The organism is Halobacillus sp. ABD4_316 (assembly GCF_056161385.1).
The window spans coordinates 566,389-591,424 of record NZ_JBSWZA010000002.1 but is presented as its reverse complement, the minus strand read 5'-3'; the positions used below and the strand labels follow the sequence as shown (position 1 = coordinate 591,424).

Below are 25,036 nucleotides of genomic sequence, written 5' to 3'. Positions count from 1 at the left end.
TGGACAGGTGGTTTTCCTGCCCAAGTTAGCTGAGGCCGTGCCCTCGGCAAGCATCCACCGATATGCGGAACGTGACCAGAGACCACATGCTAGCTCCCATTCTTTCCTGACATTCCAGGATTGTAATGATTCGCAGGCTTCTCATCTTTTTTAAAAACTGCTGCCTGTTTCCATCTTAAACTTCCATGTGTAGGAGCCGTTTGCGGGAATGTAGGATGCCCGGCCGATTTTGTCCGCTACATACACATCATCATAGACACCAGTACACGGTTCAAGGGCGATGTTATGCTCGCCTCTATAGCCCCCGCGGGTTTTCCATACGCCAAGGTATGGAACTTTTTCTTCAGGGAAATGGTAAGTCAATTTCCTTCCAAGGTCCGGTTGTACAAGGGCGCACCAGCCTTCACTGAGAGGCTTTGTGAAATAAAACTTTTCAGCCGTGCCGTCCTCCAACGGCTCGAGCTTAGCCAGGTCGAGCCGCTCCCCCGTAGAAACGGATGAGGTTTCCGGATAGGTGTGCGTTGTGCCCCAACCACCTAAGTGGGTGGAGGAAGCTTCTACACTCATCACTTCCTTCATCGCTTCTGGTACTTGGATTTCCGTCTGGTCGTTATAATTGAGCAGCGCATGTGGTGTCCATATAAAAGGAAATGGAACCGATCCCTTATTGACTGCCTTGTAGGTGATTTCCACATCGTTCTTCCCGAGCTTGACCCGTTTCATCAACCGATACGGAAACCGATCACTCTCCACCGTCAATTCCATTCCATCGCAGGTGGCCTTCCATGTCCAAGGCATGGCCCATACTTCCCCGTGATCGGGAATTTCGTCCATCGTTACAGGATGAGGGCCCTGATCGATACCGGGGAACATTTCATCAAACCCACTGGAATCATACGCCGAAAAATCCGCCCCGTACGGCGGTATCCGGAGGGACTCTTCCCGTGCCTGATACAGCCACTCATATTGAATGGTCTTGTCATAAAAACTGACCATCTTTCCTCCGTAGTCAGGAAGGATGACAGAGCGTACATACTCATTCTCCAGTACAACCGCTTTCAGTCCTTTAAATGTCGTCTTTTGACAGGTCGATACATCGATCATGATTCATCCTCCTCCATCACTGTCTCCTGGTTTTCCAAGCGTTCATTTCTGGTCCACCTTCAATGGTAACGCTTCCAATTATCTATTATGTATAAGGTAGCATATCCATGGATATCGTGGAAGAGGTTTTTCTAAATTTGGAAAAAACAGAAAAATAAAAGAGACTTTTCTAAGTCTCTGTCTGCTTATGGGTTGGAAAGCTGTAAGATCATGCCTTCCAGCACGTGTATATTACGGGCGTTAAAGCGGATGCCTTTATAATCGAATACAATGATCTGCCCGTCTTTGACTCCCAGTAGTTCTTCATAATCCTTATCGTCCTTGATCTTCCTGTAACTGATGGAAGCTGGTATATTTTTTCTCGCCAGAAACACTTTCATCCCCGTCAGCTGAGCCTCCAGCTTTTCTGTAGGACGTTCCTGTTCATAAAAGTAAACGATATGAAGTTCATGTTCCATCGTGGATGTCAGTTCCTGAATGGCCCGCTGCGAAGATCCTGCGCCGCAGCCGGCTACGATTAGGAAAACAAAGAAGGTTCCCAGCCACTTTCTCACGTTTCCATTCCTCCATTATAAAGCTTATACCACTATATGCAGGACCATAGAAAATATCCCCCGTTTCTACGGCCGACATTCAAATTTTCACAGAAACCCTTCATCAGCCTTCCATGCGTATAATTTTGCAAATTTACATATGAAAAACTATGAACATTGAAACCCCTTACATATCCGTCATTAAACGGCTATACTCATAACATAAGATGATCATCCCAATCACAACGTACAATCTTGCATGAATTTCCTAGAAAAACAAAGGAGGGCCCCTCCATGGTTTTAGATAAAAGGCGTGCACACCTGATATCTATTTTGAATCAGTCGACAACTCCTGTCCCTGTTCAAGAGCTCGCTTTCCAAATGAATGTCTCTCCACGCACCGTGTACTATGATGTCGAACAGATCAACGACTGGCTGGCCGGCCAGCAGCTGGAACGGCTCGAGACCAGACACGGAGAGGGACTCTGCTTGCCTGAATCATCCAGACATCACCTGGAAGGGGCTTCCCTTCATTTTGACGGCTGGCATTACCAGCTTTCAATAAAAGAACGCACCCTGTTGATTAAAGCAAACATTCTTTTACAGCCCCATGCATCGATGAATACCTTTATGGATCTCACCCATATGAGCAGAGGAACGGTCGCCAAAGCAATTGCATCACTCAAACAGGAATTTGACCAGACGGGGTTGAGACTCCATTACCAAAAAGGAGCAGGCTACCAGGTGGAGGGACCGGAGGGTGTCCAGAGGCTGATGCTCTTGAACCTGGTCGTTGATGCCTATTCCCATCCTGAGTGGGTGACGGTTCAAAACAACATCCAACACATGGCCCTGCCCTCTTTCCTTCCGTCCGGAGAAAGCAGCCGGATCATCAAACGGCTCCTGTTTGATGTTGAGGAACAGCTCGGGGCCACATTTACCGACGAAATGGCCGATCTGCTGGCCCTTCAGATGCTGATGATGGTCAAACGGATCGACATGAACCAATTCGTCCACGTACAGCCGGAAGAAAAGGAAGTTTTGAAACAGACCGACGCCTATCGTTCCGCTTCCGTTCTTACAAAGGAACTGGAAAACGTATGGCCTCTGGTTTTTCCGGAAGATGAAATCTGCTTTATGACGATGAACCTGCTTAGTTCCAAAGTGCAGCACGACGACATCAGCCGGTATTCAGAAAGGGAAAGTGAAGGACTGCGACGGGTGATCCACCAGATGATCGAAGATTTTCAGATTTATTCATTTGTCGTCTTCGATGACAGAAAAGGGCTGGAAGAGAACCTGCTGTCCCATATCAAACCCGCCTATTACCGGATTAAATATGGAGTCAAAGTCACCAACGAGCTGTCTCAAAACATTCAGGAAACCTATGCCGACCTTTATCATCTGACCCAACGCGTCATGAAGCACCTGGAGCTGTTCATCGGCAGGCCGGTGCCTGAGGAGGAAACGGCTTATATCACCCTTCATTTCGGGGGATGGTTGAACAAAGAAAAAAAAGCCGTCGAAACGAAGTACAGAGGCATCATCGTCTGTGAAAACGGCATCGGTACATCCAACATGCTTCGTTCCCAGCTGGAAGAGTTGATTGCCGGACTTCGGATCACTGCCATTCTTTCCAAACGGGAGTATCAGAAAAACAAGCATGACACCGACGTCGTATTCTCCACCAATTATGTGAAGTCGGACGAGGTACCGGTGATCCACGTGCCGGCCATCTTGAACAATTTTGAAAAAGAACGGGTCATCCAAATCATGAATCAACAATTGGAAACAGAACCCGCAGACAGAAGCCTGCCGGCCGCATTGATGGAAACAATTCAAAAGTATGCGACCGTCCACCAGCAGGAACGGCTTCAAAAAGAGATGACTATGATGTTGGACCGCCTTCATACCGATAGAAAGGAGCTGAGAAAGCCAATGCTTAACGAGTTATTGACGAAGGATACGATTCAGCTTCAAGAACAGGCTCCGGATTGGGAAGAAGCGATCCGCACGGCTGCCCAGCCGTTAATCGACAAATCTTCCATCCACCCTGAATACGTTGAAGCTATGATTACAAATGTCAAAGAGCTGGGACCTTACATCGTGATCGCCCCAAGGATCGCCATCCCTCACGCCCGTCCGGAAAGTGGCGTGGAGCAGCTCGGGATGAGTCTCCTAAAACTGAATGAACCGGTCGCTTTTTCTGAAAAGGAAAAGCATCGAGCGCAATTGATCATTATTCTGGCAGCCATTGATAATCAAACCCATTTAAAAGCGCTTGCCCAGCTGACGGAACTGCTTTCTGACGAAGAGGCCGTCGATCGAATGATTGAAGCGTCATCTCATGACGAAATTCTTCACCTGATCAACCAAACGATAGAAGTGTAAAATTACGAGGAGGTATTCAAATGAAAAAAGTATTAGTTGTATGTGGAAATGGACTTGGAAGCAGTATGATTGTTGAAATGAATGTGAAATCAGCCCTTCAGGACATGGGGAAGGAAGCAGAAGTCTCCCACACCGATTTGACGACGGCCAAAACCGAGCAGGCCGACCTCTTCCTCGGATCTGAGGATATTGTAGAAAGTCTGGAAGATGGGCAGAAGAACGTCGTAAAACTGCAGAACCTGATGGACAAGAACGAGTTGAGAAGCGCGTTGGAACAAAACCTGTAACCTAACCCATTCCATCAAACAAAGGAGCGACTTATATGGTTGATTTGATCATGAAAGATATTTTGGGAACCCCTGCCATCCTCGTTGGATTATTCGCTCTCATCGGGCTCCTTGTACAAAAGAAAAATTCCGGAGATGTCGTCTCCGGTACGCTGAAGACCGTGATGGGATTTGTCATCCTGGGAGCCGGGGCGAATGTGCTCGTCCAGTCTCTCGGGAACTTCAGCAGCATGTTTGATGAAGCCTTTGCTGTCGAAGGGGTCATCCCCAACAACGAAGCGATCGTTGCACTGGCGCAGGAAAGCTTCGGTACAGAAACGGCTATGATTATGCTGTTCGGGATGGTCGTCAACATTATCCTGGCCCGCATCAGCCCTTTTAAATATATCTTCTTAACCGGGCACCACACCATGTTCATGGCCTGTCTCATCTCTGTCATTCTGACGACCGGGGGCTTTTCCGGTGCAGGCATGATCCTTCTCGGTTCCATCATCCTTGGAGCTATCATGGTGTTATTCCCAGCCATGCTTCAGCCCTATACGAGAAAAGTCACGGGGTCTGATGATTTTGCTGTCGGACACTTCGGTTCCGTCGGCTACCTTGTTGCCGCTTCAATCGGAAAAGTGGTTGGCAAAGACTCCAGGTCCACCGAAGAAATCAAAGTCCCCAAATCCCTCAGTTTCCTAAGAGATACTTCTGTGTCTGTCTCACTGACGATGGTTATTCTCTTTTTCGTCGTCGCTGGAGCCGCGGGGCCCGGCTTTGTAGAATCTGAGTTAAGCGGAGGTCAGAACTTCCTGGTGTTTTCCTTCATGCAGGGACTGACTTTTGCTGCCGGTGTCTACATCATTCTTGCTGGTGTGCGTATGCTGCTTGGAGAAATTGTGCCGGCGTTCAAAGGGATTGCGGATAAGATCGTACCAAACGCCAAACCGGCGCTCGACTGTCCTGCTATTTTCCCGTTTGCAGGAAATGCGGTCATCATCGGATTTCTCTTCAGCTTTGCCGCCGGGTTGATCAGTATGCTGTTCCTTCCCCTTCTCGGGTTGAAAGTCATCGTTCCCGGTCTCGTCCCCCACTTCTTTACAGGAGCAGCCGCCGGCGTGTTCGGGAATGCGACCGGTGGACGCAAAGGTGCGATCTTCGGTTCGATGGCCAACGGTGTCATGATCAGCTTCCTTCCTGCGCTGCTTCTCCCTGTTCTCGGAACCTTAGGCTTCCAGGGAACAACATTTGGTGACGGGGACTTCGGAGTTGTCGGGATCGTCCTCGGCAACTTGATCAACCTTGTAGAATCCAATGTGGTTGTTGTCGGCATCATCCTGGCGCTGCTGGCTCTACCGTTTGCACTGGCCGCAAAAAAACGCGGCAGTGAAAAACAGAAAGATACAAGCGCCGCATAAACGAAGTGCCCAAACCTTCCATTCCGGAGGTTTGGGCACTTTTTTTAAACTGAATTTCGTTTTCGGTTCAAACAATCTTCCATTCGTCGGCTTCCCGAGCTTCCAACCCGTCCCAGAACAATTCAAATATCGCAAGAAGCGTTGCTTCGTAATCAGGGAAATTTGCATTCACATGCTTTAAGGAAGCCCCTTCCATCAGACAGTAGAACGAATGAGCCAGGGTCAGGGACGAATGGTGCGTCTCAATTTCCCCGGCAGCTTTTCCAGCCTCGAACATCTCTTCGAAATAGGCGAGTAGAAAGTTTCTGGATGCTGATATCTTTTCGCTTACCACCTGTTCCAGTGACCTTGGCGGAGAAATCTGAGCCATCTGCCAGAACGCAATCAATGCGGGTTCTTTGACGGCTGTCTGGATCGACATAATAAAGCTGTCCCTCAACTTTTTTTCGCTGGACGCCGATTTCATCCGCTGTTTTTTCTGCATCCAGTATTCTTTGTGAAACACTACTAAATGGTCGAGTACAGCTATGTACAGATCTTCCTTGTTTTTGAAATAACTATAAATCCCCGCTTTTGTAATCTGTGTCTCGCGGGCAATCAATGACATCGAAGCCCCGTCATATCCATAGGAAGCAAAGTATTGCAGGGCATTTTCAAGAATGGTTTGTTTCGTATTCATTTTGTTTCCCTTTCAGAGGATGAGCGGTTGTCATCCACATGTATTTAGAAAATAAAGGAAGGTAACTAAACGTTCGGTAACTACTGTCCGCGCGTAACTAAAGTCAAATGCCCATTTCTCTCTCTGGCATTCTTTTCTCCATATTCACGTCCGGCCTTCAGGATTTTCTGTTCGTTCAGGTAACGGCGGAATTCCTCTTTGGAACACGGTCCATCCATTGCTTTCTCAACAAGATCCAGCCATTTGTGATCTAAGTTCTCTCTCATCTGTCTGCCTCCTCCATCGAATGATCCCTTTTATATTATTTACCATAATTCTACATAGATTTTATATAGGTGTAAAGACCTATTTAGCGCATCGGACGCTCTTCGCAAAGGAATATCATGGTAATATGAGAGGGAAGATTACTGTATTTTATTCGACGCAATGCGACTAAACGAACGTTCACATTTTTTTGTACAATGGGGAGTTGATGTTCCATGGTATCCGATTTTTTTGTCAATATCTGCATCCTGACCGCTTTGTTTTTCTCCTATCTTCAATTAAGATGGCACACCCTTGAAAAACATCTGCCACTAAAGGTGATCTGCCTGATTGATGGAGTCGCGGCCGGTATAATGGGAAACTTGATGATGTATTATTCCATTCAGGTGACTGATTTGACGATTGTGGACCTGCGGCATGTTCCCGTCCTTATGATTCTGTTAATCAGCGGTGTCCGGCCGGCCGTTATCGGCACTATCCTCATTATTGCCGGACGTTTCCTTCATGGCTTCAACCTTTCATCGTTGGCGGCCATTATTTTCATGATCGTGACCCTTGCCGGCATCATCGTGATTGATCGAATGAGAAAAAGTCATCAGCCCCGCTATATTTCAGGCTTTTACATGATTTTTTATTCCAACCTCGTCTTTTCCATTGTGCTTTCTGTGGTCGTAAGGGATTGGAATCTTCTTGAAACTCTGCTCCCTGTATACTGGGTGATCAGCTGTCTTGGCGGTGTGGGGATCATTTATCTCATTCAATACCTCGACCGGTCCCACTCTCTTTTTAAGAGCTATGAGCAAAAAGCTTCCATCGACCATCTGACAGGATTGAACAATGTGAGGCAGTTCGATTTCCACTGGAACCAGCAGCTTGAGGAGAGCGAAAAGAAAAAGAAGGAGTTGTCCCTTCTTATCATTGATGTGGACCACTTCAAGGATGTGAATGATACGTATGGTCATCCGGCTGGAGATCAGGTACTCAAGCAGCTCGGACGTCTTCTTCAGGAACATACAAGAAACTCAGATATCGTTTCCAGGAACGGTGGGGAAGAGTTTTCTGTCATTCTTCCGGACTGCTCCAATTCCTGTGCCTGTGCCATTGCCGAACGGATCCGGAGCGAAGTGATGGCCCATACCTTCTGGATCAATGCCACATCGCATATTCCGATAACGGTTTCCATCGGGGCGAGCACGTATCCATCTACAACGGAAGACAGGCAGGAGATCATTGATTTGACCGATCAGTCGTTATATCAGGCGAAACAGCTGGGGCGGAATCGTGTTGTCTCTTTCACCGCCGGTGGATTCGTTCAGGCTGATCACCGGACTTACTTGATGTAAATTCACAAAATGCTTTGTCTTTCACACCCTGCCAGGCTGTAAAAAACGTTCCATTAGAGTTATCTGTATGTTGTGTGAGTGGTCACGTTCCGCTTATCGGTGGATGCTTGCCGCAGGCGTCACCACCGAACGCTCCTCGTGACTTCACCGAATGATGATCTAAAAAATAGGCGTTTTCTTAAAGCTCATATATCTAGAACAACAAGCTTTATATCTTATAAGAGAATTCAGTACCATTCGTATGCAGGTACTGACTATGGCATTAACCTTCTCTTGAAAGGAGCTCAGATCGTTCCACACCTGCGGAAAGCAGATGGTCCAGGCCCCACAAGGTAGTTTACCCGTGGACACTCGGAGGTTCGTCCACCCAAAGAAAAGGGGCTATTCTCCTGGAGGCACCATAAAAAAGCTCTGCCTTTTCGGCAGAGCTTTTTTATTTATAAGAACAGTAACCCGAGTGAAATTATGATACCGCTTACAAAAAGGACGATGAGACAGAAGCCCATAATATCCTTCGCCTTCAAGCCTGCAATCGCAAGTGCCGGCAGGGCCCAGAAGGGTTGAATCATATTGGTCCATGCGTCTCCCCAGGCGACTGCCATGGCTGTTTTTGGTATCGATACTCCGAGGTGCTGGGCGGCATCCAGCATAATGGGTGCCTGCACTGCCCACTGTCCTCCACCGGACGGAACGAAAAAGTTCACGATCCCTGCACTTAAAAAGGCAAAGAAGGGAAACGTAAAGGGGGTGGAGATGGACACAAACGCTTCTGACATAAGCGCTGCCAATCCGGATGCGACCATCATCCCCATAATTCCTGCATAAAACGGAAATTGGATGATAATGCCTCCCGCCCCTTTCACCGCATCGCTCACAGCGTCCAAAAAATGCCTGGGCGTGCCGTGGAAAAGGATCCCCATAAATAAGAAAGCAAAGTTGACGATGTTCAGATTCAATTGAAAACCGGTCGTAACAAAATAGTACACGAGAAATCCAACGCCAAGTCCTCCGATGATCATGGAAAGAATCCGGCTGTTTTCCATGCGGACGGCCGGTGTCAGGGCGTCCGCCTCCAGCCCGGCTGCCTCCTGATGACGAGGCTGCTCAAGCAGGGACCGGTCGATGACAAACCTTTCTTCCTCTGCTGGTGACATCCTCCTGTTCAAAAGTGGTACAGCGATGAATAACGCCGCTGTTATCGCAAGGTTGAATCCGGCAAATATCGTCTCTGAAGCGGGGATGATCCCGATGGAATCTGCTGTGAAATGATCAGGTGTGGCGATCGTCAGTGGTATAGACCCGGCCAGTCCCCCATGCCAGACAAGGAACCCTGAGTAAGCGCTTGCAATTAAAAGCCGGTAATCCACCCGCTCCACTCTTTTGGCAAGCTCTCTTGCGAATAAGGCTCCGATGACAAGTCCGAACCCCCAGTTGATCCAGCTGGCTGCCAGGGAAACAACCGTCACAATGACAACAGCCTGGCCCGGCGTGCGGGCTGTAGATGCCAGTCGTCCGAGCGCCCTTTTAAACACCGGGCTGCTCGCCAGAACAAAGCCGGTGACAAGTACGAGCACCATCTGCATGGAGAACGATAAAAGGTTCCAAAACCCTTCCCCCCAGTACTGCACCATCTGGACAGGCGTGCTTGGTGTAAAAATCAACCCTAACCCGAAGACCACCATCGTTAATAGAATGACGAAAAGAAAGGGATCGGGCAGGTAACGCTGCATGAGTGTGTTGGATACATGAATGGCTCGTTTTAACATCAAATCCTCCTTTGGTTGGTAGATAAAGACCCACGGTACCATTTCGTTATGCGACACCATTTTCCTTCTCTACAAATGAATTTCCCATTTCCACGAATGATCAGAATGACTTTTCTCCCAAGACAAAATGCAGGATTATTTTTACAAGGTTCTACAAAAATCGTATAATAGAAGTAGTTTGAATGAAAGAGGTGGGGGTATGGAAGAGCGCAGACGTTCCAAGAAGAAAAAGCGCAGAAAGAAAAAACGCTGGAGAATCCTCCTGGCTGCACTGGCACTGATCCTTGTCGCAGGAGGAGTTTATGCATATATGATCCTGCAGGATGTCCGCACAACAGTGAATGAAGATTTACACGAAAGTGTGGCTTCCATTGATAATGACGAAACGAAAGCGAAAGTAGACAATAAAGACCCGATCAATATCCTTCTGCTGGGCGTCGACGAACGCGAAAATGACGTCGGTCGTTCCGATACGATGATTGTGATGACGCTTGATCCGAACAATGACCAGATGCAGATGGTCAGCATTCCCCGTGATACACGGGCGGAAATCGCCAATGACGGCCGCGTGACGAGAATCAACCATGCCTACGCCTATGGCGGAAGTGACATGGCGGTCAATACGGTGGAAAATTTCCTTGATATCGACCTGGACTATTATATTCGTGTGAACATGGAAGGCCTGTCCCAGGTTGTGGATGCTGTCAACGGTGTAACGGTTCAGAACGATATGACCTTTACGTCCGGCAATTACACCTTTGAAGAAGGCGAGCTTGAGCTTGATGGACAGGAAGCTCTGTCCTATGTCCGGATGCGGAAAGACGATCCAAATGGAGACCTCGGCCGTAACGAGCGGCAGCGCGAGGTTATCACTGGTATTATTGATAAAGGAGCAAGCCTTGATGCGGTGAATAAGGTGGGAAATGTGATGGATGTGCTTGGAGATAATGTGAGTACGAACATGCAGTTCTCTGATATGAGGCGTCTGGCGACGAACTACAGCAGCGCCCGTAAAAACACGTCCACCTACCAAATGTCCGGAGATGGACAGATGGTGAACGGCATGTACCTGATTTTCATGTCTGATGCTGAAATTCAGAAAACCCATGATATGATTGTGAACTTCGGTTCCTGATCAACCATAAAGAAAGCCCCGTCTTTACGAAGACGGGGCTTTCTTTATGTTAAAACAAGATGGATGTCACCTGATTCGGCTTCAAGGATAGAGAGACTCTTCCTTGTTGGTGCAGCAACGTTTCCTGAGGCACCTCGTTCAATTTCGCCTCCTGGATGTTCTCCGAATGGGAGGAAAGGTGAAATTCTGCTTCCTGCTCCTCTTCTTTCGGATTGAAAAAGCGCAGCAGCAGACGTTCCTCATCTTCTGCTTTTTTGAGCGTACTTAGAACGGCTCCTTCATTTCCTTCCTTCAGCAGTGAATACGATCCCGGGGTCACGAGGCCGGATTCATTCAGTTTCATTGCATTGTAAGGAATTCTATTATAAATCTCCACAGGGGTTGTATACTCTTTCGCGATTCTCCCTGCCCCGGCATCTGAGAGTGATCCTTCATGAAGCACCAGTGCAAAGTCAAGTTCCAGACGGCCGATCATCTGGGAGTCCGGTGTCGGAAGTTTTATTCCTGATGGACGTCCCGGACGCCTCACCAGCTCTTCTTTTCCTAATACGCCGACACTCCTGAACAGCGTGACTGCGATCGTATCAAAGGAATCTCCGATGATTTCATATTCACGAACGCTGTTCGTAAGCAGCGTGACCCCGCGTTTGTCGTCTGATAAACCGACATAGGACAGCATCGGATAAATGGAATCCGGGCGTTCATCCCAGTCTTCCTCTTCCCAATAATCCATCGCGCTGTCGACGACATCGCGTTTGATCATGCCGAATTGATTATCCGACCATGAGAAAGCGGAGGCAATCTGTGTTGGAATGAGGGCGCGCAGACGGTGATCCCCGGCCTGGTTGTTAATGTCTGCTTTCACCTCAATGACCGGCTTATGCTTCGCAATGTGTAAGTGCCATTGAACAGATACGAAGCTGTCGATTTTCCCAGCTTTCCGGCTTTCCAAGTTGGCGGGTACAGGTAATTGCAACGCGATATCCAGCCTGGCACTGTAATCATTTTCATACACTTGAACGTCTGCTTCCATCGAACGACTATAGATCAACGTCTCATTCTCAAGCGGGGAATAGTCATATTCATCCCCATCATCACCGCCGTTTTCCAGAAGCAGAACATCCTGGATTTCGACGTTGTTCCTTTTGTCGTAAATGGTGAGTGTACCGTTGCTGTTCACTTGAATCCGGTAGTGATCGGTCTCGATTTCCCGTTTATCTGATTGATGCGGGCCGGCAGCAGCAAGCGCTCCTTCTTCCGGTTTGATTTCATACGTCTTGTACCCCATGGAAGGGAGGGTGTCCTTCCATTGAATGGTATATTCATAAAACGGATCATAGTTGCCATAGTGGACAATCTGACGGTCAATGAGACCTGGATCAAGAATGTTTTTCTCCAGGACTTCGAAAGGAACTTCCCGGCCGTCATGACCCTCCATGACGAAGGATTCCAGCTTCGTCACGACTTTATCTGTAATGACTTCCCCGCGCTCATAAGGGAGGAAGTTGAAGGCGGAAACGACATCATGCTCCGCTTGGACCGCATCCGTAATTTTACGCTTATAAAATTCGATCAGCTGATCCGTTTTTTCCTCAGCCAGAAACAGGCGGTTGAGGATTTCCCTGTGCACCTTATCAGAGCAGCAGCATCCGATACTGTCATGGGCATGGTTTTTCATCATTTCCTTCCAGATCAATTCAATCAGTCCGTGATGGTATTCGAAGCCGAGCGAATAGGCCATGGACGCCAGCGGCTCCAACACGTTGGTCAGCTTATTTTCCACGCGTGTATTCGCTGCTTTGATATCATTTCTTGTGGAGTAGATGCTGCGGTGTACACGCATATATTTTCCATCAAGAAACTCTCCGGATAACAACGGCAGGTCGTCGTTCTTCTCCAGTTCCTCAAATACATTTTCATAGCGGCTTAAGAAAAATTCCCGGTCAGGGTAAAGCCGCTGCAGCTTTTCAATGATCGTGTGAATGTTTTCCTGAATCGGCATCTGGTCATGTCCATTGGGAAGGATGATGTGATCGGTCGTAGCCCCGCGGTCGAGTACACGGAAATACTTATCCATCCGCTTCTGGAGCGCTTCTTCATCCTCCGGCAGGTACTTCCCGATGGCATAGCCGAGTGGGAAGAGCTGGACGAGGACGCTGGATCCGTCCTCACTTTCCCAGTGGAATTCTGTTTTATCCGTGCCGTGACGCTCCGATGTACCGCGCCAGAAAATTGAATATTGGATGTCAAAGCCGTTGAAAATCTGAGGCATCTGAGCCGACTGACCGAACGAATCCGGCAGGTAGCCGATTTTCATCGGCGCCCCGAAGGCTTCTGAATCCTTATGGCCATACAACAGGTTGCGGACGATGGATTCAGCTCCGACCACCATTTCATCGGTCTGCGTATACCACGGTCCGATGATCAGCTTCCCTTCCTGGACGAGCTTTCGGACCCGCTCTTTATTTTCCGGCTTTACAGCAAAGTAATCTTCCAAAATGGATGTCTGTCCATCGAGCACATAATAGGGATAGTCAGGATCGTTCTCAAGCTTATCCATAATTTCTTCCATGTTGTTCACCAAGAGGATACGGGACTCCTCTGTTGTAAAATACCATTCTCTGTCCCAGTGCATATGCGGTACAATGTGGGCCTGCTTCATTTCGATATCCTCCTTATTCATTCGTACTTCTCTATCAGGCGGCAGCAGCCGCTTCTTTCGTTATTTTCCTTTTTCTTGTTGCGATCAATAGAACCATAGAAATCAATGCGCCGAGCAGAGCCGCGCCAAACCAGAGACTTGCAGCGAGCAGAATCGGCTGTCCCTGAAGGAGAGCGAGGGAGAAGATGCCGGCGCCCGGTACATTCAATCCAAGGTCAAAGTAGGCGACAATGGCTCCCGTCACCGCAGAACCGGCTACCAGGGAAGGAATGACACGAAGCGGATCATTGATCATAAATGGAATCGCTCCCTCCGTAATGCCGGCAAGGCCGAGCAGCCACGTCTGTTTTCCAATTTCCTGTTCCTGAAGGGAGAAATATTTCTTCCCGAGAATCGTAGCTCCAGTGACAGCAAAAGCGGACACCATTTTAACCGAAGCAAAGGCTGCATAAGGAATAAAGTTACCGCTCGCCATCGCTCCGATACAGAACGTATAGGCGGCTTTGTTGACAGGTCCTCCCAGATCGAAGGAAACCATAGCGCCAAGGATCGCTCCAAGAATCAGGGCGTTGGCTCCCGATAAGCTTCCAAGCCAGTTGATCAGACCGTTATTGATCCAGGCCAGTGGTTCTCCGATGACGAACAGCATAATCGATCCAACCACAAGCGTACCAAGGACGGGATAGACCCAGAAGCTGATGAACCCGGCAAATGTACCTTTGGGCTTGATTTTGTTTTTCAAGAATTTCAGGAAGAATCCGGCTAGGAAACCACCGAGCATCCCGCCGAGAAACCCGGAGCCGATCAAGTTGGCAGCTACACCAGCAGCAAAACCAGGTCCAAGCGCCGGTTTATCTGCAATCGAGTAGGCCATATAGGCGGCCAGAATCGGCACCATCAGCTGACCGAGAAGGCCACCGCCGAGCTGACGGAGCATCCAGAGCCATGAACCTTCCGTATCATAGAGCGTTTGCAGATCGAAAGCCTGCGAGATTAACACAGCCGCAGCGAGCGTCATCCCACCGGCAACGATGATCGGAATGATGTAGGAAATCCCGGTAAGGATGGAATCCTTGATTTCTGCTTTAAACCCTTTTCCATCCTGTTCCTCTTCCGTATCATCAGCCGCAGCCGCTTCGGAAACCTGTTCATCCTTCACATAACCGGCTGCTTTTGCTTCCGCCTTTTCCAATATTCCGCGGGCATCCCGGAGTGGCGCTGCTACCGACGTTTTCACTTTCGGCAGGTGAGCAAAGCGCTCTTCATCTTTGACAGCAACGTCATTAGCAAAAATGACCGCATCCGCTTTTCTTAAGTTCTGTTTCGTGTGACGGTCTTCAATACCGTTGGCTCCCTGTTTTTCTACGAGAACTCTATAACCCATCTCTTTTCCTGCCTTCGTCAACGCTTCCGCGGCCATATACGTATGGGCAATTCCGGCTGGACAGGCGGTGACGGCTAGAATGAGACGGCTTTCCGCTGATTGTTCTGCGTTCTCCTCTGATTCCTCTGATTCCTCTGCTTCCTCTGCTTCCTCTCCTACCGCATCAAGCCGTTCAAATAGCTCTTCGCTTGAAGAAGCGTTCAGAAGCCCTTGTTTATACGCGTCGTCTGATAAACGGGTGACAAATTCAGATAATAAAGATAAGTGCGTGGATCCTGCTTCCTGATCCGGGATCGCTAACAAGATAATGAGTTCGACCTGATTGGAAGGGTCGATGCTCTCCCAGTCCGTCAGTGGTTTTTCAACCGTCGCTACAGCGAAAGCCGCTTCCTTCACGGCCGTCGATTTCCCGTGCGGGATTGCGAGGCCTCCTTCAAATCCAGTCGGGGACAGCTCTTCTCTGTCTTGAACCGCTTTCAAAAATTCGTCCTTGGAATGAAGCTTTCCCTCCTCATCCAGCTGTTTGACTAAATACTCAATGGCTTCCTGCTTCGAAGCAAGATGTATTTTCGTACTTATCAAATGGGGTGAGGTCAATTTTCTTAATTCCATTCTGTTCCACCTCCGCTTTGTAAGTGTTTTCATCACTTGGCTTTATCTTAGCAAAAAAAAAATAAGAAGATGGATTCTTCTTATTTTTACACATCTTTTTCTTATTAAAGCGTTTTCTTGTGTATGCGGAAACAACTTCAGTAAGATTTCCAAAAATACTGGGATAATGTTTCTAAAACAACCATGACCGGCGTCCGTCCCGTTATGTTGTAGCCGTTTTTCGTTTTTTTCGGTGCATAACAATAGAGATTGATGGCCGCCATCGCCTGCAGCGGGTTCTTCGTAAAATGAGTCAAGGATATAATAGGAATCTTTTTCTCTAAGGCTTTTTCGGCCGCCTCCAGGACAAGCGGCGTTTCTCCGGAAAGGCTGATTAAGAAAAGGACGCTCTGCTGATTGGCCTGGTCCAGACTGTGGAGGATTTCGTGCCGGTGAATGTGATGGCTCGTCGGCTTGCCGACCACCCGGAGGTTTCTGGCCATCATTTCGCAGAGGTCCGAAGAATCTCCAAGCCCGAAAAGAAGCACCTGTTTGGACTCTGCAAGCTGACGAGCCGCTTCCATCATCCGGTCCTGATCAAGGATTTCAAAGGTTTTCTGGATTAAGGAATAGGAATCGTCATCCGGGACTTCATACGGTTCTTCGAGTTCTACTTTCAGACTGTTCTTCATATGAGAGAATCCGTCGTAGCCGAGTTTTTTCGAAAGCCTTGTAATGGTATTGGGGACAGTATAGGCCTGTGAAGCAAGCAGTTGGATGGATCCGCCGGTCACATCTTCTTTATATTGAAGGATGTAGTCAATGATCTGGTCATCGGTATCATTCAGCTTATATTCATATTTATGAACACGTTCTTCAAATCTCATGTCAGTTCACCTCATTTTGTTGCATCTATTATAGCAGACATAAACCGTGTTTTTTTAATCATTCTATCGGAGGGATCCCCCATGAATATTTTAGTAGCCTTGGATTCTTTTAAAGGTAGCTTATCCTCAAGGGAAGCGAATGCAGCGGTCCAGAAAGGACTGATCAACGCATCCGATTCATTCAGCGTTGATACCATCGCTGTAGCAGATGGAGGTGAAGGCACTATGGATGCACTTGTATCTGCTCTAGGAGGAAAAGTCGTTTATAAAAACGTCTGCGGTCCTCTCAGACGTCCGGTCAAAGCAGCCTATGGAATCATCCACCAGGACACCACCGCTGTCATTGAGGTAGCGGAAGCGTGCGGACTTCCGCTTGTCAACGAAGAAGAAAGAAATGCCTTATCCGCTACCTCCTACGGCGTCGGAGAGCTCATGGTCGAAGCTCTTGAAAAGGGCTGCCGGGAAATGATCGTCGGGCTTGGAGGAAGCGCAGTGACAGACGGAGGCACCGGGATCTCCGGGCCCTCGGTTTTCAATTTCTGGACGCGAATGGCCGGAGTATCGGTGATGGGGGCCGTCATTTATCACGACTGGCTCACATCGATACGACTCATGTCCATCCCCGGCTGAAGGATGTTGTCATTCACACGATGTGCGATGTCTCCAATCCACTTTATGGACCGAACGGGGCCGCTCACATTTTTGCTCCGCAGAAAGGAGCATCCCCCGAGGAAGTCTCTCTCCTTGATGAAGGGCTGAAGCATTTCGCTGACATTGTACAAAAACAGCTGGGGCTGGATCTTCAGGACACCGCAGGAAGTGGTGCGGCGGGTGGACTTGGAGCCGCCTTCTCAGGATTTCTCCAGTCTTCCCTGCAGTCTGGTGTCCAGTTCATTCTCGATGAGATAAAGATGGATGAGCGCATAGCCGGAGCCGATCTCATCATTACCGGAGAAGGAAAACTTGATGCCCAGAGTTCAATGGGAAAAGCTCCATCCGGCATAGCGGAACGTGCTAAACAGCAGGGCAGAGCCGTCATCGCTCTTGCCGGGGACATTGCAGGTGTTGAAAAAGGACTTCATGGTGCAGGAATCGATGCCTGCTTTTCGATCATGAGAGGACCTTCCTCCTTACAGGACGCTTTGAATCCGGACACAGCCCGGGACAATCTGGCGGAGACAGCTGAACAGATCGGCCGGCTCCTGACCGTTAAAACAGGTGTATGGACTTGAGGGGACGGATAGAAAAAGAGGAATGGATCTTCATCCATTCCTCTTTTCCATTTCCTGATACGATTCCCTGTGGGAAAGGACCTTCTCCATGTTCTCCGTTCCCCACTCCCGCATCATGACGACGATCGGCTTCAAGGAGAAACCAAACTCCGTCAAGGAATATTCTACTTTCGGAGGAACAACTGGATACACTTCTCTGTGCACAATCCCGTCTGCCTCCAGCTCTCTCAACTGCAGCGTCAGCATCCGCTGGGTAATGCCGCTGTTCAGCCTTTTGAGCTCATTGAACCGCTTCGTTCCATCCAGCAGATGAAAAATGATGACACTTTTCCATTTCCCGCCGATGACGTGGACCGTTCCTTCTACGGGACAGGAATATTGGTTCAAGAAAGGTTTCCCAACCGTCTGATCTTTTTTTTCTGCACTCATAGAGGCCCCTCCCCTGTTCTATAGGAAACATTTCAATTGTAATCCCTTTTTATATACTGTCACTATACCATAAGTTCATGTGTGAAGAGGAGCAGAAGTCTTTCCCAGCAGGTATCCTTTTTGATACTTTCCCACAAAAATGTGCGTACTTCAAAAAATATAAAGAATCCTTTACGATCAAAACAGGAACTCTAACACCGAAAGCTATGGATGTTGAGAAAGGATGTGGGAGTGATGAGTAAAATGAAAGCTGTTGGATTATATAAACATCTGCCTGTCGACCATGAGGAAAGCCTGATCGACTTGGAACTGGACAAACCGAAAGCCGAAGGTCGTGATTTACTCGTACGCGTGGAAGCCGTCGGAGTCAACCCTGTCGACTACAAAGTAAGAGCGAATGGTGACACGGAAACAGAAGCCAAGGTCCTCGGATGGGACGTTGCCGGCGTTGTCGTGGAAACCGGAGCTGAAACCAGCCTCTTCAAAAAAGGCGACCACGTCTACTATGCCGGAGATATTACCCGGCAAGGCGGGAACAGTGAATTCCACCTCATAGACGAACGCATTGTCGGAAAGAAACCGGCTTCCTTATCCTTTGCAGAAAGCGCCGCTCTTCCATTAACAACGATTACAGCCTACGAAGCCCTGTTTCATCGTTTAAAAGTCAGTCATCATCCAGAAGATAATAAAGGGAAGTCTATTCTGATTATCGGTGCATCCGGTGGTGTCGGATCCATTGCCACCCAGCTGGCGAAGCGGGCCGGGCTTACGGTTGTCGGCACAGCCTCACGTCCGGAAACAGAGGAATGGGCGAAGAAGCGGGGAGCTGATTTCACAATCAATCACTATCACGACTTTTCTTCTCAGCTGAAGGAAATCCAAATCGAAACGGTGGACTTTATTTTCTGCCTGAATGCAACAGAGCAGCACTGGAGTAACATGGCAGAATCCATCGCTCCTCAAGGGAAAATCTGTTCCATCGTAGAGATGCCGGAACCCGTTGATTTAACCATGCTGCAGAGTAAAAGTGCAACATTTGTGTGGGAGTTGATGTTTACACGTCCGATGTATCAAACCGATGATATGATCAAACAGCATGAACTCCTCAATGAGATTTCCGGTCTTATTGATGAAGGGAACATACAGACGACGTTGAATGAAACCCTTTCTCCCATCCATGCCGCAAACATGAAAAAAGCTCATGAGAAGCTTGAATCCGGGAAAGCCATCGGAAAAATTGTTGTGGAATCTTTTGAATCTTAAAACCTCCGCCCATAGGGGCGGAGGTTTTTTACTGGATACCTTCGCCGGCTGAAACAGGCGTTCTGGAAAACCTCGTTTCCGCTTATATCGGAGAGGGAAATCTTCCGGGTCCTTCCTAATTATGTTTACATCCATTGAAAATCTTTTGAATCTCTCCTCGCATTCACAGTCATTGGTGTGATTGTTCAACTTACGACGATTGGTTGGCGTGCGTTTGAAAAAAGTTCAAAGCATGTTCATTCACTCTCTCTATTATGTTCCTATATGAAAATTGGATGTTTATGCTCTAAAGGGAGGGGTATACCTTTTAAGGAGATCCCCCTTTTATCCTTATGCAGATACATATCACCACTATCTTCACACCAGTCTCCCGTGGACGTACGTTCACGGGAGTTTCATTTTCACCTTTAACGTTCGTTTGTCCGCGCGTTTTATTTATTATTTTTATATAATTTATAGGAAAATCCTGCATAGGAAGCGGATCCAAAGGGTATTTCATATTGTACAAACCCAACCTACAAACAGGAGATGACCATATATGAGTGAACATCAGCGATCGCTTGGGATTGTCACACCGCCTGGTTACCCCAAGGAGCTCAGTAAAACAATCAGCGAACAGCTTCCAGACATGCTCAAATATTACGTGAAAGACGACTGTGAATGGCAGGTCGAAGCCTTAATCGATCCTTTGACCGGCGTCACGGAAGACCCGGAGGAAGTATTTGAAGCCGGCTTAAAAAAGAAAGAAGAAGAAGACTGGGATTATATCGTCTGTCTGACCGATCTTCCTTTCTTTCATGATCGGAAGCCGATTATGGCTGAAGCATCAACCAATGACAAAATTGCCATCATTACCCTCCCCGGGCTCGGATCCACACCTCTATTAAAACGTGTCCGGCAGTCGATTCTGCAGCTCGTCAATGAAATGTACTATGGAAGCGGTGAAGAAGACAGAGAAAAGGCGCAGGAGAGGCTGCAGTCAAAAGAAGATGGCGAACATAAAAATTTAAAGAAAAAAGGCTCCCGACGGCTTGTGGAAAAACGTGGAATAGACCGATTCTCCCCCATTAAACGGGTGACACCGGATGAAGAGGATACGTATATGGACGTGCGGTTCATCGTCCAGTCCCGAATCAGTGGTGCGTTAAGAGTATTGACCGGGATGGTGCGGGCCAACCGCCCATGGGCGATTTTCCCCGCCTTTATGAAGGTCATCATCTTCGCCTTTGCCACCGGTTCCTACGCCCTTGTGTTCCCGACGTTATGGCGGTTGAGCAATAATTACAGTTCTTGGCGGATGCTTCTGCTTACCATCCTGTCCATTTCGTTAATGGTCGGCTGGATCATCCTTGCTCACAATTTATGGGAAAAGCAACGGAAAGACCGGGCCCCCTATCTCCGGAAACTGTACAATATGACCACGCTGCTTACGCTCGGGGTAACCGTTGTCATCTATTACTTCATCCTCTTTGTAATGTTTTCGGTTGCCGTTGTCGTCTTCATCCCAATGGGGCTGTTGGAGTCGGAAGTTTCCGGCGCTGTCGGTTACGATAATTATTTCTACATCGCCTGGACGGCTACCAGCATATCCATCATTATCGGCGCGCTCGGCTCAGCCCTTGAAAATGAAGAAGTCGTGCTGTCCTCCACCTACGGCTACCGCCAGCAGCAGCGCTATAAAGATGCGGATACAGATCAGGAAACGGAAACAGCCAGGAAACAAGAAACGAAGAAACAGAGAGAGAAAAAGGATAAGCAGGAAGTTTCGCCGGAAAAAAAACGTCCTTCCAGGGAGGATCAGGAAAAAGCGGCGCAGTAAAAGTCGGTGATATCCAGTTCAAGGGATTTCCGCTCCTGACGGCAAGAAAAAAACCGTTCTAGTTAACTAGAACGGTTTCTTTAGTGCTGGAGGGCGTGCAGCTTGGCAAAGAGGCCGGCTTCCCGCCCGAGAAGCTCTTCATGACTTCCTTCTTCAGCCACTCCCTCTTCCGTAATCACGAGAATACGGTCGGCTTTTTTTATCGTCCCAAGACGGTGGGCGATGATCAAGGTCGTCCGATCTTTGGAAAGCTCGGTGAGCGCCTTTTGGATCTGGGTTTCAGTTTCAGTATCCAGCGCGGATGTTGCCTCATCCAAAATGAGAATGGAAGGGTTTTTCAAGAACATCCGTGCGATGGCAAGCCGCTGCTTCTGACCGCCGGACAGCTTCAATCCCCGCTCTCCAATCTGCGTATCATATCCATCGGCCAGGTTTTCAATCATCTCTTTCAGATGGGCCTTCTCCACAGCGTCTTCAATTTCTTCCTGGCTGGCATCCAGTCGTCCGTACGCAATGTTTTCCCTTATCGTTCCGGTGAACAAAAAGACATCCTGCTGGACAATGCCGATCTGGGAACGGAGCGATTCTTTCGTCATGTCACGCACATCGATGCCGTCTATGGTAACCGCGCCATCCTTGACGTCATAAAAACGAGGAATCAACGAGCAGATCGTCGATTTCCCAGCTCCGGAAGGTCCGACAAAAGCAATTGTCTCGCCGGTCTTTACGGACAAGCTCAAGTCCTTTAGAATCTCCCGGTTTTCGTCATAGCCAAACGTGACCTTCTGGAAACGGATGTCACCGTGCAGGTGAGGAACGTCGACGGCTCCCCTCCGGTTTTGGATATCAGGAATGGTATCCATCAACTGGGTAAACCGCTTGAAGCCGGCCATCCCTTTTGGATACAACTCCAGCAGCGCACTGATTTTTTCGATCGGTTTAAATAAAATATTCAAATACAAAATGAATGCCACAAGCTCTCCGTAGCTTAAAGCACCGGAAAAACTGAGCCAGGCGCCGTACACGAGAATGGTGATGGTCATCAGTCTCGTTGTCAGATAAATGCCCGTCAAATTCAGACTCATCACCTTGTAGGCGGTCAGCTTCGCTTTTCGGAACATTTGGTTGTTCGTGTTGAAGCGTTTGATTTCATACGCTTCATTTGTAAATGACTGCACGACACGGGCCCCGGATACACTATCTTCGACCCGTGCATTCACTTCTGCAATATTGCCGAACATTTTCGTCCAGGCTGCATTCATTTTGATGTTGGAAAAATAGATGAGCCAGATGAGGAATGGGACGATAATGATGGCGACAAGCGCAAGCTTCACATTGATGGTCAGCATGATCCAGAAAGCACCGACAAAGGTCATGATGGCTATAAAAAAGTCCTCTGGACCATGATGGGCAAGTTCCCCGATGTCCATGAGATCGTTGGTGATCCGGCTCATAATATTTCCGGTCTTCGTATTATCAAAGAAACCGAAGGACTGCCGCTGCACGTGCAGAAACAAATCTCTGCGAAGATCTGTCTCGATATTGATTCCAAGCTTATGCCCCCAGTAGTTGACGACAAACTGCATACTTGAACTCAGCATATATAAAAGCAGCAGCCCGGTACTGACCGCCACAATCGTTCCCCAGTTCCCCTCGGGAAGCAGATCATCAATAAACCAGGAAACAGCGATCGGAAACCCAAGTTCAAGCAGTCCAACAAAAACCGCACAGAAAAAATCGATGAAAAACAGTTTTCTATGCGGACGATAATAACTGAAAAAGCGTTTCAGCATCTTCCTCCACTCCATCCTGACGACGCTGCTGCAGCGTTTTTAATCGAGTAAAAAAACCGCACGCTCAAGCGGCGGTTTCATCTTCTTTATTCTTCCTGTACCGCTGGATTCCCTTGGTAATCAAACGGAAAATCATGTAGAGGCTGCAAAAGAAAAAGAAGCCGAGCACACTGACGAGTGCGTCCGCAAATTCCATGTTGCCACGGCCTGTGATCTTCTGCTGGATTTCCACCGCAAAAACGAAGACAAGCACCATAGCAAATGTGAAAAGAAAGGAAATAACCGTAATACTCCATTTTGCAAGAGCATGAAACAGAACATCTATAAAAATAAGACCGATGATTCCTAGAATTCCAATTACCCAGAAATGCAGATCCTTATCTGAGAGTTCCCATCCCATCATTCTGGAAAATTTTGCGATGACGTCATGCCATAGGTTGACGACTTCTGCTAACAAGAGAATGATTTCTTTCATGGCATATGTTTCTCCTATCCTGTAAAAATCAATGGTTCAGTTCTTTCTCACTATATCACACCCGCTGTTTTCCAGTAAGTCCCTTTTGATTCCAGTATTGCTTCCTCCGCGGTTCCGCTATAAAATCCATTATAAGACCATTGATCAAAGGAAGTAGAAAGGGATGACACGATGAAACAGACACGATTCAATCGATTTTTCAACCGCCTTTCCCCCTTTCAGATCATCGTTTTCTTCTACTTTTCCGCCTCCCTCATCGCTACATTGCTGATCAGTCTTCCTTTTCTTCATAAAAAAGGCGTTAACGTAAGCTTGATCGACAGCTTATTTACTGCCGTCAGCGCTGTGAGTGTGACAGGACTGGGAGTCGTTTCCACACCGGATACTTTCAACACAGCGGGGTACGTTGCGCTGATGTTTATCCTCCAGTTCGGAGGCATCGGCGTTATGACGCTCGGCACATTCATCTGGATTCTGCTCGGTCAGAAAATCGGATTAAAGCGCCGCGAATTGATCAAAACCGATCAAAACCGTTCCACATTCTCCGGAATGGTCCGGCTGATCCGACAGATCCTCCTGATCATCCTGCTTATTGAAGGAGTTGGGGCCGTCGTTCTCGGTATCTATTATATCCGTTATTTCCCCAGCTGGGAGGAAGCTTTCATCCAAGGGGCCTTCGCTTCCGTGAGTGCCACGACAAATGCCGGGTTCGATATAACCGGGTCTTCCCTCGTCATGTTCCAGGACGACTATTTTGTCCAGGTCGTCACAATGCTGCTGCTGACTCTCGGAGCCATCGGTTTTCCTGTTTTGATTGAAATCAAAGATTATGTAACCAATCGGAGGAAAGAATTGTTTCACTTTTCCTTGTTTACGAAATTGACATCTGTCACGTTCGGACACCTCGTTCTTGCTGGTACTCTGCTTATCTATTGGTTTGACCGAAATCACTTCTTTGCAGGGAAAAGCTGGCACGAGTCTCTCTTTTATGCTTTGTTCCAATCCGTCACGACACGGAACGGGGGACTGGCAACGATGGATGTGGCTGATTTTTCCACGCCGACTTTGTTGGTGATCTGTCTGTTGATGTTCATCGGAGCTTCTCCAAGCAGTGTAGGTGGAGGGATCCGGACGACGACCTTTGCCATTATGGTGCTGACCATCTTTTCCTTTGCCCGTGGGAAAAATCATGTACGTGTGTTCCGCAGGGAAATTCACGAGGACGATGTTTTCCGCTCTTTTATCGTGATTACAACCGCCATCGCCATTACAGGTGCGGCGATTGTGCTTTTGAATTATTACGAACCGCAGTTTACTTTGATGGAAGTGATTTTTGAAGCCTGCTCGGCCTTTGGGACTACCGGCTTGTCCATGGGCATCACCCCGGAGCTTGGCACAGCCGGCAAGCTGATCATCATCGGATTGATGTTCATCGGACGTATCGGCATCTTCTCCTTCCTGTTCATTCTAAGACGCCGGAACATTCAAGATGTATACCGCTATCCAAAAGAACAAATGATTATTGGTTAACAAACAAAGACCAGGGCTCCACGCAGCGTCCGCATTTCAGCAGAAGTGAGACGGGCTGAGCGACTC

The 25,036-nt window shown here is 48.2% G+C and carries 19 protein-coding genes and 1 pseudogene; 9 read left to right on the top strand and 11 right to left on the bottom strand.

Annotation, left to right across the window (positions count from 1 at the left end):
• Nucleotides 1-150: 150 nt before the first annotated feature.
• Both ACXAJH_RS09980 and ACXAJH_RS09975 read right to left on the bottom strand, forming a co-directional pair.
• Nucleotides 151-1,104: an aldose epimerase family protein gene (locus ACXAJH_RS09980; RefSeq protein ID WP_474990137.1), complete on the bottom strand. Its 954-nt coding sequence runs from the start codon at nt 1,102-1,104 to the stop codon at nt 151-153.
• A gap of 185 nt (nt 1,105-1,289) precedes the next feature.
• A complete protein-coding gene (locus ACXAJH_RS09975) occupies nt 1,290-1,658 on the bottom strand; it encodes a hypothetical protein (protein WP_474990139.1) in 369 nt (122 codons plus the stop codon).
• A gap of 273 nt (nt 1,659-1,931) precedes the next feature.
• On the opposite strand from ACXAJH_RS09975, the gene ACXAJH_RS09970 reads away from it, so the two are divergent.
• From ACXAJH_RS09970 to ACXAJH_RS09960, 3 genes are read left to right on the top strand one after another with little or no spacing between them, the layout of a single operon-like run.
• Nucleotides 1,932-4,028 (top strand): BglG family transcription antiterminator, encoded by a 2,097-nt coding sequence (locus ACXAJH_RS09970; RefSeq protein WP_474970880.1) that lies wholly within the window; start codon nt 1,932-1,934, stop codon nt 4,026-4,028.
• 20 nt (nt 4,029-4,048) lie between these two features.
• On the top strand, nt 4,049-4,315 hold the full coding sequence (locus ACXAJH_RS09965) for a PTS sugar transporter subunit IIB (protein WP_474969694.1): 267 nt from the start codon (nt 4,049-4,051) through the stop codon (nt 4,313-4,315).
• A 35-nt stretch (nt 4,316-4,350) separates the two neighbouring features.
• The gene (locus ACXAJH_RS09960; protein WP_474969695.1) at nt 4,351-5,718 is read left to right on the top strand and encodes a PTS ascorbate transporter subunit IIC; all 1,368 of its coding nucleotides are present in this window, start codon (nt 4,351-4,353) and stop codon (nt 5,716-5,718) included.
• A gap of 67 nt (nt 5,719-5,785) precedes the next feature.
• Here ACXAJH_RS09960 and ACXAJH_RS09955 read toward each other — a convergent pair whose 3' ends face one another.
• Both ACXAJH_RS09955 and ACXAJH_RS09950 read right to left on the bottom strand, forming a co-directional pair.
• Nucleotides 5,786-6,397 carry a TetR/AcrR family transcriptional regulator gene (locus ACXAJH_RS09955; protein ID WP_474993765.1) on the bottom strand — a complete coding sequence of 204 codons (612 nt, stop codon included), beginning with the start codon at nt 6,395-6,397 and terminating at the stop codon, nt 5,786-5,788.
• 80 nt (nt 6,398-6,477) lie between these two features.
• Nucleotides 6,478-6,663: a hypothetical protein gene (locus tag ACXAJH_RS09950; protein ID WP_474970878.1), complete on the bottom strand. Its 186-nt coding sequence runs from the start codon at nt 6,661-6,663 to the stop codon at nt 6,478-6,480.
• Nucleotides 6,664-6,876: 213 nt separating this feature from the next.
• On the opposite strand from ACXAJH_RS09950, the gene ACXAJH_RS09945 reads away from it, so the two are divergent.
• Complete coding sequence (locus tag ACXAJH_RS09945; RefSeq protein ID WP_474993763.1) at nt 6,877-8,004, top strand: GGDEF domain-containing protein; 1,128 nt, start codon at nt 6,877-6,879, stop codon at nt 8,002-8,004.
• Between the two features lie 437 nt (nt 8,005-8,441).
• Here the strand turns inward: ACXAJH_RS09945 and ACXAJH_RS09940 are convergent, their stop codons facing one another.
• Nucleotides 8,442-9,770, bottom strand: a complete 1,329-nt coding sequence (locus ACXAJH_RS09940; protein ID WP_474990147.1) for a short-chain fatty acid transporter — start codon at nt 9,768-9,770, stop codon at nt 8,442-8,444.
• Between the two features lie 199 nt (nt 9,771-9,969).
• On the opposite strand from ACXAJH_RS09940, the gene ACXAJH_RS09935 reads away from it, so the two are divergent.
• The gene (locus tag ACXAJH_RS09935) at nt 9,970-10,905 is read left to right on the top strand and encodes an LCP family glycopolymer transferase (protein WP_474969700.1); all 936 of its coding nucleotides are present in this window, start codon (nt 9,970-9,972) and stop codon (nt 10,903-10,905) included.
• 49 nt (nt 10,906-10,954) lie between these two features.
• On the opposite strand, the gene mngB is transcribed toward ACXAJH_RS09935, so the two are convergent.
• From mngB to ACXAJH_RS09920, 3 genes are all read right to left on the bottom strand, one after another.
• Nucleotides 10,955-13,567 carry a mannosylglycerate hydrolase gene (mngB, locus tag ACXAJH_RS09930; protein ID WP_474990149.1) on the bottom strand — a complete coding sequence of 871 codons (2,613 nt, stop codon included), beginning with the start codon at nt 13,565-13,567 and terminating at the stop codon, nt 10,955-10,957.
• Between the two features lie 34 nt (nt 13,568-13,601).
• Nucleotides 13,602-15,563, bottom strand: a complete 1,962-nt coding sequence (mngA, locus tag ACXAJH_RS09925) for a PTS 2-O-a-mannosyl-D-glycerate transporter subunit IIABC (RefSeq protein WP_474993761.1) — start codon at nt 15,561-15,563, stop codon at nt 13,602-13,604.
• Between the two features lie 137 nt (nt 15,564-15,700).
• Nucleotides 15,701-16,429 (bottom strand): MurR/RpiR family transcriptional regulator, encoded by a 729-nt coding sequence (locus ACXAJH_RS09920; RefSeq protein WP_474993760.1) that lies wholly within the window; start codon nt 16,427-16,429, stop codon nt 15,701-15,703.
• Here ACXAJH_RS09920 and ACXAJH_RS09915 point away from each other — a divergent pair.
• Nucleotides 16,406-17,661, top strand: a pseudogene (locus ACXAJH_RS09915) (glycerate kinase family protein). The gene ACXAJH_RS09920 and the pseudogene ACXAJH_RS09915 sit on opposite strands and share 24 nt — an antisense overlap.
• Nucleotides 17,662-17,691: 30 nt before the next feature.
• On the opposite strand, the gene ACXAJH_RS09910 reads toward ACXAJH_RS09915, so the two are convergent.
• Nucleotides 17,692-18,090 carry a winged helix-turn-helix transcriptional regulator gene (locus tag ACXAJH_RS09910; protein WP_474969705.1) on the bottom strand — a complete coding sequence of 133 codons (399 nt, stop codon included), beginning with the start codon at nt 18,088-18,090 and terminating at the stop codon, nt 17,692-17,694.
• 234 nt (nt 18,091-18,324) lie between these two features.
• Here ACXAJH_RS09910 and ACXAJH_RS09905 point away from each other — a divergent pair, with 234 nt between their 5' ends.
• On the top strand, nt 18,325-19,353 hold the full coding sequence (locus tag ACXAJH_RS09905) for a zinc-binding alcohol dehydrogenase family protein (RefSeq protein ID WP_474969707.1): 1,029 nt from the start codon (nt 18,325-18,327) through the stop codon (nt 19,351-19,353).
• Nucleotides 19,354-19,891: 538 nt separating this feature from the next.
• The gene (locus tag ACXAJH_RS09900; protein WP_474969708.1) at nt 19,892-21,172 is read left to right on the top strand and encodes a hypothetical protein; all 1,281 of its coding nucleotides are present in this window, start codon (nt 19,892-19,894) and stop codon (nt 21,170-21,172) included.
• An 80-nt stretch (nt 21,173-21,252) separates the two neighbouring features.
• Here the strand turns inward: ACXAJH_RS09900 and ACXAJH_RS09895 are convergent, their stop codons facing one another.
• Nucleotides 21,253-22,965 (bottom strand): ABC transporter ATP-binding protein, encoded by a 1,713-nt coding sequence (locus tag ACXAJH_RS09895; RefSeq protein WP_474990159.1) that lies wholly within the window; start codon nt 22,963-22,965, stop codon nt 21,253-21,255.
• Between the two features lie 64 nt (nt 22,966-23,029).
• The gene (locus ACXAJH_RS09890) at nt 23,030-23,440 is read right to left on the bottom strand and encodes a hypothetical protein (protein ID WP_474969710.1); all 411 of its coding nucleotides are present in this window, start codon (nt 23,438-23,440) and stop codon (nt 23,030-23,032) included.
• A 171-nt stretch (nt 23,441-23,611) separates the two neighbouring features.
• Here ACXAJH_RS09890 and ACXAJH_RS09885 point away from each other — a divergent pair, with 171 nt between their 5' ends.
• Nucleotides 23,612-24,970, top strand: a complete 1,359-nt coding sequence (locus ACXAJH_RS09885) for a TrkH family potassium uptake protein (RefSeq protein WP_474969711.1) — start codon at nt 23,612-23,614, stop codon at nt 24,968-24,970.
• Nucleotides 24,971-25,036: the final 66 nt, after the last annotated feature.